This window comes from Actinoplanes couchii, from assembly GCF_016862075.1.
In the GTDB taxonomy this organism is placed as follows: Bacteria; Actinomycetota; Actinomycetes; order Mycobacteriales; family Micromonosporaceae; genus Actinoplanes; species Actinoplanes couchii.
In genome coordinates this window covers 13247-27586 of record NZ_BOMG01000091.1, presented here as the reverse complement: position 1 = coordinate 27586, position 14340 = coordinate 13247, and the positions used below count along the sequence as shown (strand labels likewise).

Below are 14340 nucleotides of genomic sequence, written 5' to 3'. Positions count from 1 at the left end.
CCCTTCACTACGCATTGGTCCGATCCGACTGAGCCGCGGGCCAGCCTAAAAAGGGGGAACCCGTTTACGTCCGTCCCGGAGTTCCGACCCACGGTCCTTGACGAACCAATCGACTTTCTCCGGAAGGCGGGAATGGGAGGTTCCTGGATCCGGTGCTTGGCTGTTGGAAGTGCCTAGCCCGATTGGCCCCCACGTCAGTCCTTGGTCGACGGGGTCGTGTTTCACGTGAAACACGACCCCGTACGGTTCAGGTGTGTCTGATCTTCGGTCTCGATGCCACGGCGGAGCAAGACTGGGATGGAGCTGACGACGGCCGTCTCGATGCGCTTGGCGATGCCGGCCTCCTATTGCCCTTGGAGTCTTGGGATTGTCACCCGATGCCGACGGGCGTATGCGGGATGGCTCCCTAGCCCAAAATTCGAGTTGCCGCCGAATAGCGAACTCCAGACAGGGCGGGTAGACGACGATCGGCCTTGGCTGACGGTGGGGAGATCAAGCTGCACTATCAGCCCGGCTTGCCCCCCGGAGGGCTAGACGCCGCCGCGCGAAGCCGTGCGAGATGGAGTTGGCGTGCAGAACGCCTAGAGGATGGTTGGCTAGCATCGATCAAGACCGACTTCAGGGACCGCGCTCTGTGCCTAAAGCTTCAAGGCGGCCCCCTGCCAAGCCCGGATCTACCGGCTGCTAACGAACCCGAATCAGTTAGCTCCTAACGAGCTCAGACCTCATTGGCATCGTCCCGTGGCAAACCAGGTGATCCACAACGGGCTTGGGCCAGGTTTGGGCGGCCAGTCAATTCGGGTAAGGCGCTCGCCATGATCTTGCTGTCGGTCGTGCTTTGGTGAGGCACCGGGCACCGGGCACCGGGCACCGGGCACCGGGCACCGGGCACCGGGCACACCTAAGCCGGTCGTTTCACGTGAAACAAGTAGGCGACGCGTGAAAACCTGAAAATTTGGTCAGCCCAGCCAAGAGAACGAACTGGTTGAGCGGAGTTCGTCACGACGGCGCTCATAGACAACTCCACACGTAGCTAGCTCGGGATCCTTAAGCCAGGTGGCCACTCCGGTTCGAGAGTGGTCTTTCCGTCAAGCGACGACACGAACGCACTCTGGGTGCGATGAACGGGCGACCGCGTCCCGCCGTTCCGCCGGTCGAGCATCGCTTGATGGTGAGGTTGAGCGGTGTCCTTGACTTGGAGAGCGCTACCCGCCAGGCCCCGCCGCTAGCTGCCCACCTCGGCTCAAAGAGGATGGATAGCGGACTCGAAGCCGGGTCGATAACTCATTGGCCGGCTTCAGGATGGATCTTCAGTAGCAGTGCTCCTCGGCCAGACAGAGCAGGCCGAGGGGAAGAACGCGCACCATCTTGCTTGGTCAACATTGCCACTGGTCACTAACTCGAGTCGATTGCAAAATTCGGCAGGGTACCAGCGACGCCTCTGCGCCCACCGAGCCGATGAGCGTTTCACGTGAAACGACGCTCGACTGACACCCCACCCACTGGAGACGCGAAGACCGGAGTCATCTGAGTAGGTATCTCGACCTAGCCGCTCGGATTGATTCAAGGTTGGCACCGCGCCACACCATGCCGCGGGGCGCCACGCGGCTGGCGGCTGGCGGCTGGCGGCTGGCGGCTGGCGGCTGGCGGCTGGCGGCTGGCGGCTGGCGGCTGGCGGCTGGCGGGATAAGTATCGAGCATCGGTTCCACCGAGCCTCAGGCCTTATCGAAACTGAAGCTGGGCAGCCATAGCGTCAACCACCCACCGCGCTGGCCGCCACTCACGTGCTGAGGCGCGATGCCGCCCATTTCACGCGCTGAGTTTCACGTGAAACGTAGCGCTTCGCCAAAAGCTGTCTTCACGTTCTCGCCCCGACATCTAAGCCAGTGTGCGCACGCAACCAAATCACAAAACAACACAGAATTGGCGAAAATGATGTTTACTCAGATCTGACCATCAAAGTTCTGCAAAATGTACAAAAATAACAAGAAGGACGTTCCGAAACTCAACCGCGCGCTTCGGTCGCGGGAGCGAAATCTCAGGAGAATCGTTCTGACAGAACCGTCTGGTCGCTGCCAAACCCCGGAAACAGCGAAGGCGCGTGATGTCATCACGCGCCTTCCAGGGTCAGAGAGGTGCTACTCGTCCGGCTCGCCGGCGCGGGGAGCGCCCTCCTCCTCGACACCGATCATGCCGACTATCCGTTCGAGGTCGTCGACCGTGGCGAACTCGATAGTGATCTTGCCCTTGTTCCGGCCGATGTCGACCTTCACCCGGGTGTCGAAGCGATCCGACAAACGCTCGGCCAGATCGTTCAGAGCCGGCGCATGCACCTTCGCCCGCCGTGCCGCGGTCGGCTTCTTGACCACGGTGTCGTCCGAGGCGGCCAAGTGCACGATCTCCTCGGTGGCCCGCACCGACAGCTGCTCTTTGACGATCCGCTCGGCAAGAGCATCCTGAGCCGCAGCGTTGTCCAACCCCAGCAGAGCCCGAGCGTGCCCAGCAGACAAGATACCCGCGGCGACCCGGCGCTGAACTGCAGCTGGCAGATTCATCAGCCGAATGGTGTTGGAAATCTGCGGCCGACTGCGCCCGATCCGCCGAGCCAGCTCCTCATGGGTGGCCCCGAACTCCTCCAGCAACTGCTGATAGGCGGCCGCTTCTTCAAGCGGGTTCAGGTTGGCCCGATGAATGTTCTCCAGGAGAGCGTCCCGGAGCATCGCGTCGTCGGGGGTGTCCCGGACGATGGCCGGAATGGTCTCCTTGCCGACGGCTTGGGCGGCACGCCACCGCCGCTCCCCCATGACGAGTTCGTACCGACCGTCGCCAAGGTCCCGGACGACGATCGGCTGCAGGAAGCCGACTTCCTGGATGGAGGTTTTCAGCTCCTCCAGCGCTTCTTCGTCGAAGACGTGCCGCGGCTGTTTGGCGTTCGGCTCGATGGCCGAAACCAACAGTTCGGCAAAGCGCGCACCGGGCACCGGAGCGAGCAGCACCCCCGGTTCGTCCTCGAAGACGGGCGGAGCGGGCGTCTCTACCGAAGAAGAGGGGGAGGATGAAAGCACGGCCGGAATGTCCGCAACCGGCTCGGGCAGCACCTCGACGGAGCCGGCCACTTCGCCGACTGGCGTCGTGGGAATCAGCGCGCCCAGGCCACGGCCAAGGCCGCCCCGCCGGTTCTTCATGCCGCCCCTCCAGTGTTGACTCCACGCACAGCGAGTTCCAGAGCCGCCTCGAAGTAGCTCGTGGCGCCTCGTGAACCCGGATCGTAGGTCATCACCGACTGGCCATAACTCGGTGCCTCCGAGACCCGAACGTTCCGGGGGATCACTGCGTTCAGCACCTTGGCGCCGAAGTGGTTCCGCACATCCTGCTCCACCGCATCTGCCAGACGAGTACGCCGGTCGTACATCGTCAACAAGATCGTAGAGACATCGAGGGTGGGATTGAGGTGCTGACGCACCAAGTTGATGTTGTTGATCAGCTGATTGAGACCTTCCAGCGCGTAGTACTCGCACTGAATCGGGATCAGCACCTCCTGCGCGGCACACAACGCGTTGACCGTCAGGAGGCCCAGCGACGGCGGGCAGTCGATGAAGACGTAGTCGAACTTCTCCGGGTGATTGGTGATCGCCCGGTTCAGCCGCGACTCACGGGCCACCACCGAGACCAGCTCGATCTCGGCGCCGGCCAGGTCGATGGTCGCCGGCACGCAGTAGAGGTTCGGGATGCCCTCGACCTGCTGAGCGACCTCGGCCAGCGGCACGTTGTCGATCAGGCAGTCGTAGACGTCCGGCACACCGGCATGGTGCGGGACGTTCAGGCCGGTGGAGGCGTTCCCCTGAGGGTCAAGGTCAACCACCAGCACCCGGTTGCCATGGAGCGCGAGCGCCACAGCCAGGTTGACCGTCGTGGTCGTCTTCCCGACGCCACCCTTCTGGTTGGCGACGCAAATCACCCGGGGGTGGTCTGGGCGCGGCATGATGATCTCGCCGCTCGGGTTGAGGATCTGCACAGCTCGCAACGCTTCCATGGCAAGGGGCGGATCGTCCTCATCCGTGCCCGGCGTTTCACGTGAAACATGTTCGGTGGACTGGACCGGCACCCCTGGAACAGGAGCGCCGGCTGCCTGGGCTGGCAGAGGCGTGCCATACCCGTACGTCTGCGGAAGTTCGTATCCCCCCGCGCGCGGCTGGGGAACGTCGCCGGCGTGCGATCCGCCCACGCTCATCCCCGACGATCTTTCGAGAGAGCCCGACGGCCTATCGAGAGGCGACTCGGTTTCACGTGAAACACCGTACTCATGCACCGCTTCATCCCTGTGGTTAGGAACTGAGGTTAGGAAGAGGTCGGCCGGCAATGCGGAGAACCGGACCACACTATCGACATTCGGCCAGCCTACGGGTGTCAGCCATGTGTTGCCATGGCCCTGCGTCGCTCCATCGTCAACCAATGGTCGCTGAAAGATCGGGACGCCGAGCTCAAAGAACCGCTAGCGGCCCTGAAAGCGCCACAGGCGGCCTCGAGAGCAGACCCGTGATCGGACTACCGCCGTCGCGACTTGCCGCGCGACGGAGCCGCACGATGGGCCGAAGAGGACCCGGGTACGACGTGCCGCTCCTTGACGATCTCCACCACGGTCGTGGGCGGATCGATGACGCCGACCCCACACAAATGGATGACCGCCTCGCCACCGCCGAGTGACGCGACCGCATTCTGAGCGGCGGCGATCTCCTCAGCGGCCGAGGAACCCTTCATGGCGAGCAGGCGCCCACCGACGGCCGCCAGCGGCAGACACCACCCGGCGAGCTTGTCCAGCGCGGCAACGGCCCGAGCCGTGACGACATCGGCAAACGGCAGATCAACTTCTTCGGCCCGCCCGCGTACGACGGTCACGTTGCCCAATCCGAGCGAGGCGACCGCCTCGTCCAGGAAGACCGTACGGCGAGCGAGCGGCTCCACCAACGTGACGGTCAGGTCGGGCCGGGTGATCGCGAGCACCAGTCCGGGCAGCCCGGCGCCGGAGCCGACGTCGATCACGGACGCCCCCTGCGGAATGAGGGATTCCATCACCCCGCAGTTGACGAGATGACGTTCCCACAGCCGAGGCGTCTCTCGGGGACCGATCAATCCACGTACGACGCCATCGGTGGCAAGAAGAGAAACGTAGCGGTCGGCCAGATCGAGGCGATCACCGAAGAATGCGATCGCGGACGACGACGGCCCGGGCGCAGTGACGCCCGGGCCGGAGTCACCCGCGTCGTGGCGGGACTCGATCACGATCAGTCCGCCACCCGAACGACGATGCGCCGGCTCGGCTCGACGCCCTCGGACTCGCTCTGCACGCCGGGGATCGCGTTGACCACGTCGTGCACGCACTTGCGCTCGAAGGCGGACATCGGCTCCAGGCGTACCGGATCGCCGTGCTCCTTGACCTTCTCGACCGCGTTGCGGGCGACCGCACCGAGTTCCTTACGACGGGCGGCGCGGTAGCCACCGATGTCGAGCAGGAGCCGGCTGGGCGACCCGGTGGCCCGGAAGATCGCCAGGCGGGTGAGTTCCTGGAGGGCTTCGAGGGTGGCGCCCCGCTGGCCGACGAGCGGCTGGAGCCGGCCACCGACGACCTCGACCATCGGCCGGCCCGCGGAGACGAGCTCGTCGATGTCGCCGTCGTAGTCGAGGATGTCCAGCAGGCCCTCGATGTAGTCCGCGGCGATCTCGCTCTGGCGGAACAGGTCACCATCGGTGGCAACGGTCTCCGACTTCTTGACCTCGGACGAAGCCACCTCCTCGGACGAAGCCGGCGCTTCGGGAGAGGCCGACGCCTCGGAAGGCTCAGCCGAAGGGGGAGTGCTGGTGTCGGTCACGGTCTCATCTCCGTTGTCACTCGGGCCCGACCGGAGTCGGTCCGCTGTTTCCCGCGCCGGCCGCGTGCACCGGAACGGGGAGGTCTCTGGGCCAAGAGGAGCGCCCGGGACACAAAAGGCCCCGGGCCGCGATCATCCCTTGGGTTTGTTGGCCGGTCGGGTGCCCTTCTTCGGATTCACCGGTTTGGCACCCGGTTTGGGCGCGAGCGCCTTGGTGTCGACGGCCGGAACCACCGGCTCGGCGGCGGGCTTGCGGCCGAAGAGACCACCGGTACGGGCCGGCTGAACCGGGTTCTTGGCGCCACCCGTGGTCTTGGTGCCGGCGGCCGGACGAGCCGCGGTACCGCCCTTGTTGGCCATCTGCGGCGGCGGGAACTTGCGGAGCACCCACTGCTGCTGGGCCAGGGTGAACAGGTTGTTCGTGACCCAGTAGATGACGACACCGATCGGGAACAGCGCACCGGAGAACAGCAGCGTGAACGGGATGCCGTAGAGCATCAGCCGCTGGATCATCAGCTGCTGCGGGTCCTCGGCCCAGCCGGTCTTGAGGATCATCTGGCGCTGGGTGAGGAACGTGGTGGCCATCATGACCAGGACCAGGATCGCGGCAAGAACCTTGACCGTGGTGCCGTCGGCGCCCAGCGCGGCCAGCTCGGAGGCGGACGAACCGAACTTGGCACTGATCGGAGCATTGAACAGGTGCGCGACGGCAGCGCTGTTGAACTGCTCGAGAGGCCATCCGTACAGCTGCTTGTTGGCGTCCGAGATCGTCGGGTCGAGGTGCTGCAGGACGTGGAACAGGCCGAAGAAGACCGGGATCTGCAGGAACATCGGGAGGCAACCCATCAGCGGGTTGGCCTTCTCGACCCGGTACAGCTCCATCATTTCTTTCTGGAGCGTCTCCCGGTCGCCCTTGTGCTTCTCCTGAAGCGCCTTGACCTTGGGCTGCAGCGCCTGGATCGCGCGCTGACTCTTGATCTGCTTGACGAAGACCGGGAAGAGGATGACCCGCAGGGTCACCACCAGGAAGAAGATCGACAGGATCCAGGCCCAGTTGGTGCCGATGACCCGGCCGTCAGGTATGCCGATCGCGTCCCACAGCGAATGCCACTGCAGAAGAATCCACGAGATGACGTTGTAGATCGGTCCCAGACTCAATCTATAGCTCCAGTCACATCGGCAGGACGGTGACGGATCGGGTCAGGCACCGGGTCATACCCGCCAGGGTGGAAGGGATGGCATTTCAAAATCCGCCAGACCGCCAGGCCGGCGCCTTTGACAGCACCGTGACGCGCCAGGGCCTCCTGGGCGTACCCGCTGCACGAGGGATAGAACCGGCAGCGTGCCGGCAGCGCCGGACTCAAGTATCGACGGTACGCGACGACGACGGCCGTCAAGAGGCGGGCGGCGAGGCTCATCGTGGCCGCCGTGGTTTACGCGCCGAGGTCAGCGCGCTCTCCAAGTCGAGGGCCATCGTCGCGTATGCGGCTCCGGCGGCAGCCGGAAGCGCCCGGACCACCAGGGAAGCACCCGCTGGAAGATCAGCGAGAAGTGGCCGGACCAAATGTCGGAGTCTGCGACGCACCTTGTTACGGACGACCGCGTTGCCCACCGCTTTGGATACGACGAAGCCGGCGCGCGCCGTGGAGGCGCACGCCGGCTCATCGATAAGCAGGTGAACGACCAGGGTTCCGCGGCCCGCTCGACGGCCACCACGGATCGCTGCGGCGAAGTCCGCGCTACGCCGCAGTCGTTGCGCCGCGGCAAGCATGACTACCTGGACATTCCGACCCGACTAGCGATCGACTCAGGCCGACAGCTTGTCGCGGCCCTTGCCACGGCGGGCGGCGAGGATGGCCCGGCCGGCACGGGTGCGCATGCGCAGCCGGAAGCCGTGGGTCTTGGCACGCCGGCGGTTGTTCGGCTGGTAGGTGCGCTTGCTCACGTGAGAACTCCGATTTCCTGCTACGACTTTGGGGGCATCCGCTGTAAGACGCCACTTTATCAGAGCGCGGCGGAGCAACCGCCCAACCCTACGCAGGGCCCCGGGGACGGTCAACCATATCCTTGATCGGCACGTCTGCCCTGGTCCTTCCGTGCACCAAGTGAATCTTTTCCCGCGACCGGGCGCTGGACGGTGGGGGCGGCAGTTGTAACCCCCCAGTCGGCGCTGTTAGCGTGCGCGGTTGCTGGTCTCACCGGCCGTTCGCGACCCGCGAAGCGACGGCCAAAACCGGACACGCATGTGGATCGTTCGCCACGGTGGAGCCTGTTCGTCACCACCGGTTCCGGTAACCCTGCCGACCATCCGGCCGGGAGCGGCCACTGGCACGTTCACGGGTTGTGGATAACCTGTGGATAGCCGGTTGGCACCGTGCGCGTTCAGCACGTTGACTGTGCTGGGTTGGCAAAAGGCCGGACAAGGCCCACCGGGGGTCGGTGGCGATGGGGGTGGCGCGGCGGTGGCCGATCAGGTCGACCTGGGCACGTTGTGGCGTGAGACGTTGGACGAGCTGTCCGACGAGATCGCGTCGCGGCAGCAGCGCGCCTATCTACAGTTCACTCGTCTGAGGGCGATAGTCGAGGACACCGCACTCTTATCAGTTCCGGACACATACACCCGGGACATCATCGAGTCCCGGCTGCGTCCGGCGATCACCGAGGCGCTCACCAAGCGGCTGAACCGGCCGATCCAGGTGGCCGTCACGGTCCGCCCTCCGGAGGACGGTTCCGGCATGCCCGGCACGGTCTACGGCACGCCGTCGGAGCAGGCGGCGCCGATGACCGAGGCACCGCCCCGGCACTACGCGGAGCCCGGGCCGTACCAACCTGAGCTGCCGTCCTATCCGGGTCCGCAACGGATGCCCGAGCCGCCGTACCAGCAGCAGGCTTTCGGTCCGACCGAGCACACACCCGAGCCGTACCCGACCGGGTCCGCCCAGCATTCGGCCCCGCAGGCGCCGTATTCGCGCGGGGTGCCCACCGGTCAGGAGGCGCTGTTCGCCGACCCGATGCCACCGGCCCCGCCGCAGGTGAACCGGTCGCCGGCCGCGCATCCCGCCGAGAACGAGCCGCCCAACGACGCGGTCGCCCACCGGATGGCCGCCGACGCCGCGCAACTTCGCGACAATCAACGTCATCCCGACGACCGTCCGATGCCCGGTTCGGACCTGCGCGACGACGGCCCGATGCGCGCCGGCGACAACGGACCCGGCCGGCCACCGGTCGACCTGCGCGGTTCCGGCATCTCCCCACGACCAGGCGGGCAGGACGGCAACCGGCTCAATCCGAAGTACCTGTTCGAGTCGTTCGTCATCGGCTCGTCCAACCGGTTCGCGCACGCGGCGTCGGTGGCGGTCGCCGAGTCCCCGGCGAAGGCGTACAACCCGCTGTTCATCTATGGCAGCTCCGGGCTGGGCAAGACCCACCTCCTGCACGCGATCGGTCACTACGCCACCACATTGGGCCATGCCCGTTCGGTGCGCTACGTGTCGACCGAGGAGTTCACCAACGATTTCATCAACAGCCTGCGCGACGACAAGACCCAGGCGTTCCAGCGCCGATACCGCGACGTCGACATCCTGCTGATCGACGACATCCAGTTCCTGGAGAACCGCGAGCGGACGCAGGAGGAGTTCTTCCACACCTTCAACACGCTCCACAACGCGAACAAGCAGATCGTGATCAGCTCGGACCGGTCCCCGCGGCAGCTGGCCACCCTCGAGGACCGGATGCGGACCCGCTTCGAGTGGGGCCTGCTCGCCGACATCCAGCCGCCCGACCTGGAGACGCGCATCGCGATCCTCCAGAAGAAGGCCGCCCAGGAACGGATGTACGCACCGGACGACGTCCTGGAATTCATCGCCTCCCGGGTGTCGAATTCGATCCGCGAACTGGAAGGCGCCCTCATCCGGGTGACGGCTTTCGCCAGCCTCACCCGCTCCCCGGTCCAGCTCTCGGTAGCCGAGGAGGTCCTACGCGACTTCATGCCGGACGGCGCCGGCCCGGAGATCACCGCCGACCAGATCATGGTCTCGACGGCCGACTACTTCGGCGTCTCCCTGGAGGACCTGCGCGGCCATTCCCGCAGCCGGGTCCTGGTCAACGCCCGCCAAGTGGCGATGTACCTGTGCCGCGAACTGACCGACCTCTCCCTGCCACGCATCGGCCAGGCCTTCGGAGGCCGCGACCACACCACGGTCATGCACGCCGACCGCAAGATCAGGCAGCACATGGCCGAGCGCCGGTCCCTGTACAACCAGATCGCCGAACTAACCAACAGAATCAAACAAAACACCTGATTCTGGTACGCGTCAGGGCCCCACAAAAGCACCACGGGGCCCTGCCCCGCCGGGCCCGGTAGGCGGCGGGTAGCGCCATGCGCCCCACCGCCGGGCGAGGCTACCCAATCACCGACTGTCTGACCTGCACCCGAGCTGAGCTGCACTCCGGCTGACCTGCACCCGGGCTGACCTGTACTCAAGCCTGTCGCTTGTCCCGCACATGCTCTAAATTTCTGGCCCGCGCACGGCGGCAGCCTGACCAGCACACGGCAGCTATCCAGCCTGTCCACAGTTTGTCGCCCGACCCGCACATGCCTTCGCCTCCGGCCCGCACGTGACCACGCCTCCGAACCACGCATGCCCTCGCCCCGAATCCGCGCATGCCCTCGCCTCCGGACCAGGCGTGCCCTCGCTTCTGGACCACGCATGCCCTCGCTTCTGGACCATGCGTGACCCCGCCCTCTGGACCACACATGCCTCGCCTCCGGAGCACGCGTGACCCCGCCTCCAGATCACGCATGGCTTCGTCCCCGAATCACGCATGACTCGTCCCCGAAGCACACACGACCTCGTTCCCAGACCGCGCTGCTTTCGCTGCCGCACCGCACTCGCTTCGCTGTCTGACCGCATGCAGGTTCTCCGTCACGGATGTGGAACTGTTGCCGGGCATCCGCACGAGGTGGCGCCTCGGCCGGACCCGAGGCTCGCCAACTGCCACATGCGCATGAGTTCGCCGGCCGGTCTCGTTCAGGTCTCTACCTGGCACGCGCTCTAACTTGCCGGCCCTGCTCCCTGTTTCTGTCCTCGAACTCGAACTCGAACTCGAATTCGGGCCTGGGCCTTCGGCCGGCAGCTGCGGTTCACCCTGGCAGGCTCGGGCTCGGGCTCGGCCTGGGTAGCAATGACGGTGCCGCTGGCCACTCCCATGACGGCTTGCGGTGGCCCCACCTGAGGCTGACAGAGACGGCTTGAATCGGCCCAATTCCCGAACTTCATGACGAGCAATGCCTGGTGAAAGCCGGAGGCAGACGAGACCGTCATGGCGGAGATCTTGGGCGCAGGCGGAGCCCCTTCAAGCCGCCCCTCCTGATGGGGCCAGCGACACCGTCATAGCCACTGGGCTTGGGCCTAGGCCTGGGCCCAGGCAGGCCTCGGCCTACGTGTCGGTCTAGGCCTGGGCCTAAGTGTCGGTCTAGGCCTGGGCCTAAGTGTCGGTCTAGGCCTGGGCCTAAGTGTCGGTCTGGCCTGACTCACCCTTTCTCTGACTCTGACCCTAGGTCTGGGCCTGGGTCTGGGCCTCGGTCTGGCATGAGCTCGGACCTAGGAACTTTCGGGTGATTCCGCGGCCGCATCTGCCACTCCGGTGCGGTCACCCAACGTGATCTGTGATCTGCCAGGTCGCGTCCGCGAAAGATCGGCATCCCTCCGGCGCAATGCGGACGGGCGTCTCACCACTTGGACAAGCGCTTGGTTGGTCACCACAAATCACCTCAGCGTCGCTTGGACAAGCGCTTGGTTGGTCGCCGTAAAACGGCTCGACCTTGCTTGGGCAAGCGCTTGGTTGGTAAGTCGGAAATGGTTTCGAGCTGCTCGGACAAGCGCTTGGTTGGTACCGGAAAGCGTTAAAGGCCGTGTGTTGGACAAGCGCTTGGTTGGTTAACCTCGACATTTAGACAAGCGCTTGGTTGGGCCTTTCCCGGCGACAACCACGCGCCCTTGGACAACCGCCTGATTGGTTGACACGACCCTCGGCAAGTTGCAATTGGGCAAGCGCTTGGTTGGTAGCGCTGACACTTATCCACAGAGCTACCAGGCAAGCGCTTGGTTGGTCTTGCCGGCACTTATCAACAGCCGGTTGGACAAGCGCTTGGTTGCCTCTAAAGGCACCTATCAGCAGCCGTTTGGACAAGCGCTTGGTTGGGATCTGTGCGCAGGGTGTGGATAAGTCCGTGACCTGGATTAATGCTCCGGCCCACGCAGGCGGCGACCAGCTCGGCCCTGGCCCCGCGTACCGAAAGAAGCTGGCCCCACGTACCAAAGAAGGGAATCCACCGGGAGTACACCGCCGGCCCGGACCAACACGGGGTTCAGCCGTCCACAACCGGTCTCACACAGGGAAGCTCGTCGACGGCTCGGAGACGGATCTTGGCCGCGTCCAAGCCGGATCCACAGTTACCCACAGGCTGTCCACGAACGGGTTACCCGGCTCTGAACTGCGGCTTCGCACAATAAGTCGAGTTATCCACGGGTAATGCACCGGGTTATCCACAACTTATGCCCAGATCAACTCGCAAAATCGCAGATATAGACGCCAATCGACGCCTACTTTCGGGAATGATCCACAGGCTTTTGTCAACGTCGGGACGGGTCAGTTTCGTGCCAACGTTATCCACACTAATCCACAGGCATCCACAGGCCAGGTCCCCAGGCGGTGGATAACTCGCGACACCGTTATCCACAGATGTGGAGTAACCCTGGGGAAATCGATGTGGACAGACACGGAGGGTGACAGTTGATCTCACAGCCTGTGGAAGCCTGTGGATATCCTGTTGAAGGATCTGGGGACGACGGTCCGGGAGCGTTCCTGCGTTATGCACAGCCCAGGGGATAAACCCGGTGGATATCCTGGGGACAGCCTGTGGACAGCAGTGGACAACTGCCTCTGACACCGTGAGCTGTGGACGAAGACCCACAGTTATACCTTGGTTTCCCACATGTGAATCACCGGTGGATAACTCTCTCACCAGCGCAAACTCGGGTTTTCCACAGAATCCACAGCACCGATGAAGACGACTAGATATCTCTTCTAAGAGAACAAAAAGCAATCATCAGCGTTGTGGAAGGTTGGAGGCTCGGCTCGAAGTTCGTTTGGGTCGAGGTCGCCAGGCACCGAGAAACAGGGGTGGGGAAGGTTGGAGTCCTCGCCCTTGACGGTGTAAGAAGCCGGACCGGGGTCGGGCACGCGCAAGCACCGCCGGAGCCATAGAGTTCAGTGGGGTCCATGCCCCTGTATGAGGACGCATCGCGGAGGACAGCATGAAGTTCCGGGTGGAGCGAGACGCGCTCGCCGAGGCCGTGGCGTGGACAGCCAAGAGCCTGCCCAGCCGGCCCTCGGTGCCGGTGCTGGCCGGTGTCCTGCTCCGGGTGGAGAGCGGGCGCCTGCAGGTGTCCGGCTTCGACTACGAGGTCTCCAGCCAGGTGAGTGTCGAGGTCCAGGCCGACGCCGACGGGGCCGCGCTGGTCTCCGGCCGCCTGCTCGCCGAGATCACCAAGGCGCTGCCGGGCAAGCCGGTCGACATCGCGGCCGTCGGCGCGCATCTCGAGCTGGTCTGTGGCAGTGCCCGTTTCACCCTGCCCACGATGCCGGTGGAGGACTATCCGTCGCTCCCGGACATGCCGTCCAGCGCGGGCACCGTCGACGCCTCCACGTTCGCCTCAGCGGTTTCCCAGGTTGCGATCGCCGCGGGGCGGGACGAGACGCTGCCGATGATGACCGGTGTCCGGCTGGAGCTGAACGGGTCGACCATGGCCCTGCTGGCGACCGACCGCTACCGGCTGGCCATGCGCGAGATCGAGTGGACCCCGGACGACCCGGAGATCAGCCTGAACGCGCTGGTCCCGGCGAAGACGCTGAACGACACGGCGAAGGCGTTGGGCCCGGCCGGTGGTTCGGTGACGCTGGCCCTGGCGCAGGGCAGCGCGGGCGAGGGCATGATCGGTTTCGCCGGTGGCGCCCGCCGCACGACCAGCCGGCTGCTCGACGGGGCGAATTACCCGCCGGTGCGCTCGCTCTTCCCGGCGTCGCACAACGCCGAGGCGCGGATCAAGGTCTCGGCGCTGGTCGAGGTGGTCCGCCGGGTCGCGCTGGTGGCCGAGCGTCAGACGCCGGTGCTGCTGAGCTTCAGCGAGGACGGCGTGGTGGTCGAGGCCGGCGGCACCGAGGAGGCGCGGGCCAGCGAGGCGACCGAGGCCGAGTTCACCGGTGAGCCGCTGACGATCGGGTTCAACCCGCAGTATCTGATCGACGGTCTGCAGAACCTGGGGGCGCAGACGGCGGTGTTCGCGTTCGTCGACGCGTTCAAGCCAGCTGTGATCTCGCCCGCGGGCGAAAGCGGCGAAATCATCCCGGGATACCGCTATCTGATCATGCCGATCCGGGTCACTCGCTGATACTGAGCTTGAACCAATC

Annotated in this window: 10 protein-coding genes; 2 read left to right on the top strand and 8 right to left on the bottom strand. The window is 65.1% G+C overall.

Going from position 1 to position 14340, the window contains the following annotated elements; genetic code table 11:
* Positions 1–2139: 2139 nt before the first annotated feature.
* The 8 genes from Aco03nite_RS36015 to rpmH form a co-directional block, all read right to left on the bottom strand.
* Positions 2140–3186: a ParB/RepB/Spo0J family partition protein gene (locus Aco03nite_RS36015; protein WP_203804140.1), complete on the bottom strand. Its 1047-nt coding sequence runs from the start codon at positions 3184–3186 to the stop codon at positions 2140–2142.
* A complete protein-coding gene (locus Aco03nite_RS36010) occupies positions 3183–4142 on the bottom strand; it encodes an AAA family ATPase (RefSeq protein WP_373872663.1) in 960 nt (319 codons plus the stop codon). The genes Aco03nite_RS36015 and Aco03nite_RS36010 overlap by 4 nt, the downstream gene beginning before the upstream one ends.
* A gap of 404 nt (positions 4143–4546) precedes the next feature.
* Entirely contained in the window at positions 4547–5281 is a 735-nt protein-coding gene (rsmG, locus tag Aco03nite_RS36005; protein ID WP_239145719.1) for a 16S rRNA (guanine(527)-N(7))-methyltransferase RsmG, read from the bottom strand.
* 2 nt (positions 5282–5283) lie between these two features.
* Positions 5284–5787 carry a Jag family protein gene (locus Aco03nite_RS36000; protein WP_373872662.1) on the bottom strand — a complete coding sequence of 168 codons (504 nt, stop codon included), beginning with the start codon at positions 5785–5787 and terminating at the stop codon, positions 5284–5286.
* A gap of 213 nt (positions 5788–6000) precedes the next feature.
* Entirely contained in the window at positions 6001–7026 is a 1026-nt protein-coding gene (gene yidC / locus Aco03nite_RS35995) for a membrane protein insertase YidC (RefSeq protein WP_203804136.1), read from the bottom strand.
* Positions 7023–7286: a membrane protein insertion efficiency factor YidD gene (gene yidD / locus Aco03nite_RS35990; RefSeq protein WP_203804134.1), complete on the bottom strand. Its 264-nt coding sequence runs from the start codon at positions 7284–7286 to the stop codon at positions 7023–7025. The genes yidC and yidD overlap by 4 nt, the downstream gene beginning before the upstream one ends.
* A complete protein-coding gene (gene rnpA / locus Aco03nite_RS35985) occupies positions 7283–7639 on the bottom strand; it encodes a ribonuclease P protein component (protein WP_203804132.1) in 357 nt (118 codons plus the stop codon). Before rnpA ends, yidD begins: the two co-directional genes overlap by 4 nt.
* A 36-nt stretch (positions 7640–7675) precedes the next feature.
* On the bottom strand, positions 7676–7813 hold the full coding sequence (gene rpmH, locus Aco03nite_RS35980; protein WP_097329385.1) for a 50S ribosomal protein L34: 138 nt from the start codon (positions 7811–7813) through the stop codon (positions 7676–7678).
* 517 nt (positions 7814–8330) lie between these two features.
* Between rpmH and dnaA the strand changes: the two genes are divergently transcribed.
* Both dnaA and dnaN read left to right on the top strand, forming a co-directional pair.
* Positions 8331–10169, top strand: a complete 1839-nt coding sequence (dnaA, locus tag Aco03nite_RS35975; protein ID WP_203804130.1) for a chromosomal replication initiator protein DnaA — start codon at positions 8331–8333, stop codon at positions 10167–10169.
* A gap of 3018 nt (positions 10170–13187) precedes the next feature.
* On the top strand, positions 13188–14321 hold the full coding sequence (dnaN, locus tag Aco03nite_RS35970; protein WP_203804116.1) for a DNA polymerase III subunit beta: 1134 nt from the start codon (positions 13188–13190) through the stop codon (positions 14319–14321).
* The last annotated feature ends 19 nt before the right edge of the window (positions 14322–14340 follow it).

Bases quoted from the DNA above. Each gene is read 5' to 3' on its own strand.
- yidD (WP_203804134.1), bottom strand. From the start codon at position 7,286: ATGAGCCTCGCCGCCCGCCTCTTGACGGCCGTCGTCGTCGCGTACCGT.
- rnpA (WP_203804132.1), bottom strand. From the start codon at position 7,639: ATGCTTGCCGCGGCGCAACGACTGCGGCGTAGCGCGGACTTCGCCGCA.
- Aco03nite_RS36015 (WP_203804140.1), bottom strand. From the start codon at position 3,186: ATGAAGAACCGGCGGGGCGGCCTTGGCCGTGGCCTGGGCGCGCTGATT.
- dnaN (WP_203804116.1), top strand. From the start codon at position 13,188: ATGAAGTTCCGGGTGGAGCGAGACGCGCTCGCCGAGGCCGTGGCGTGG.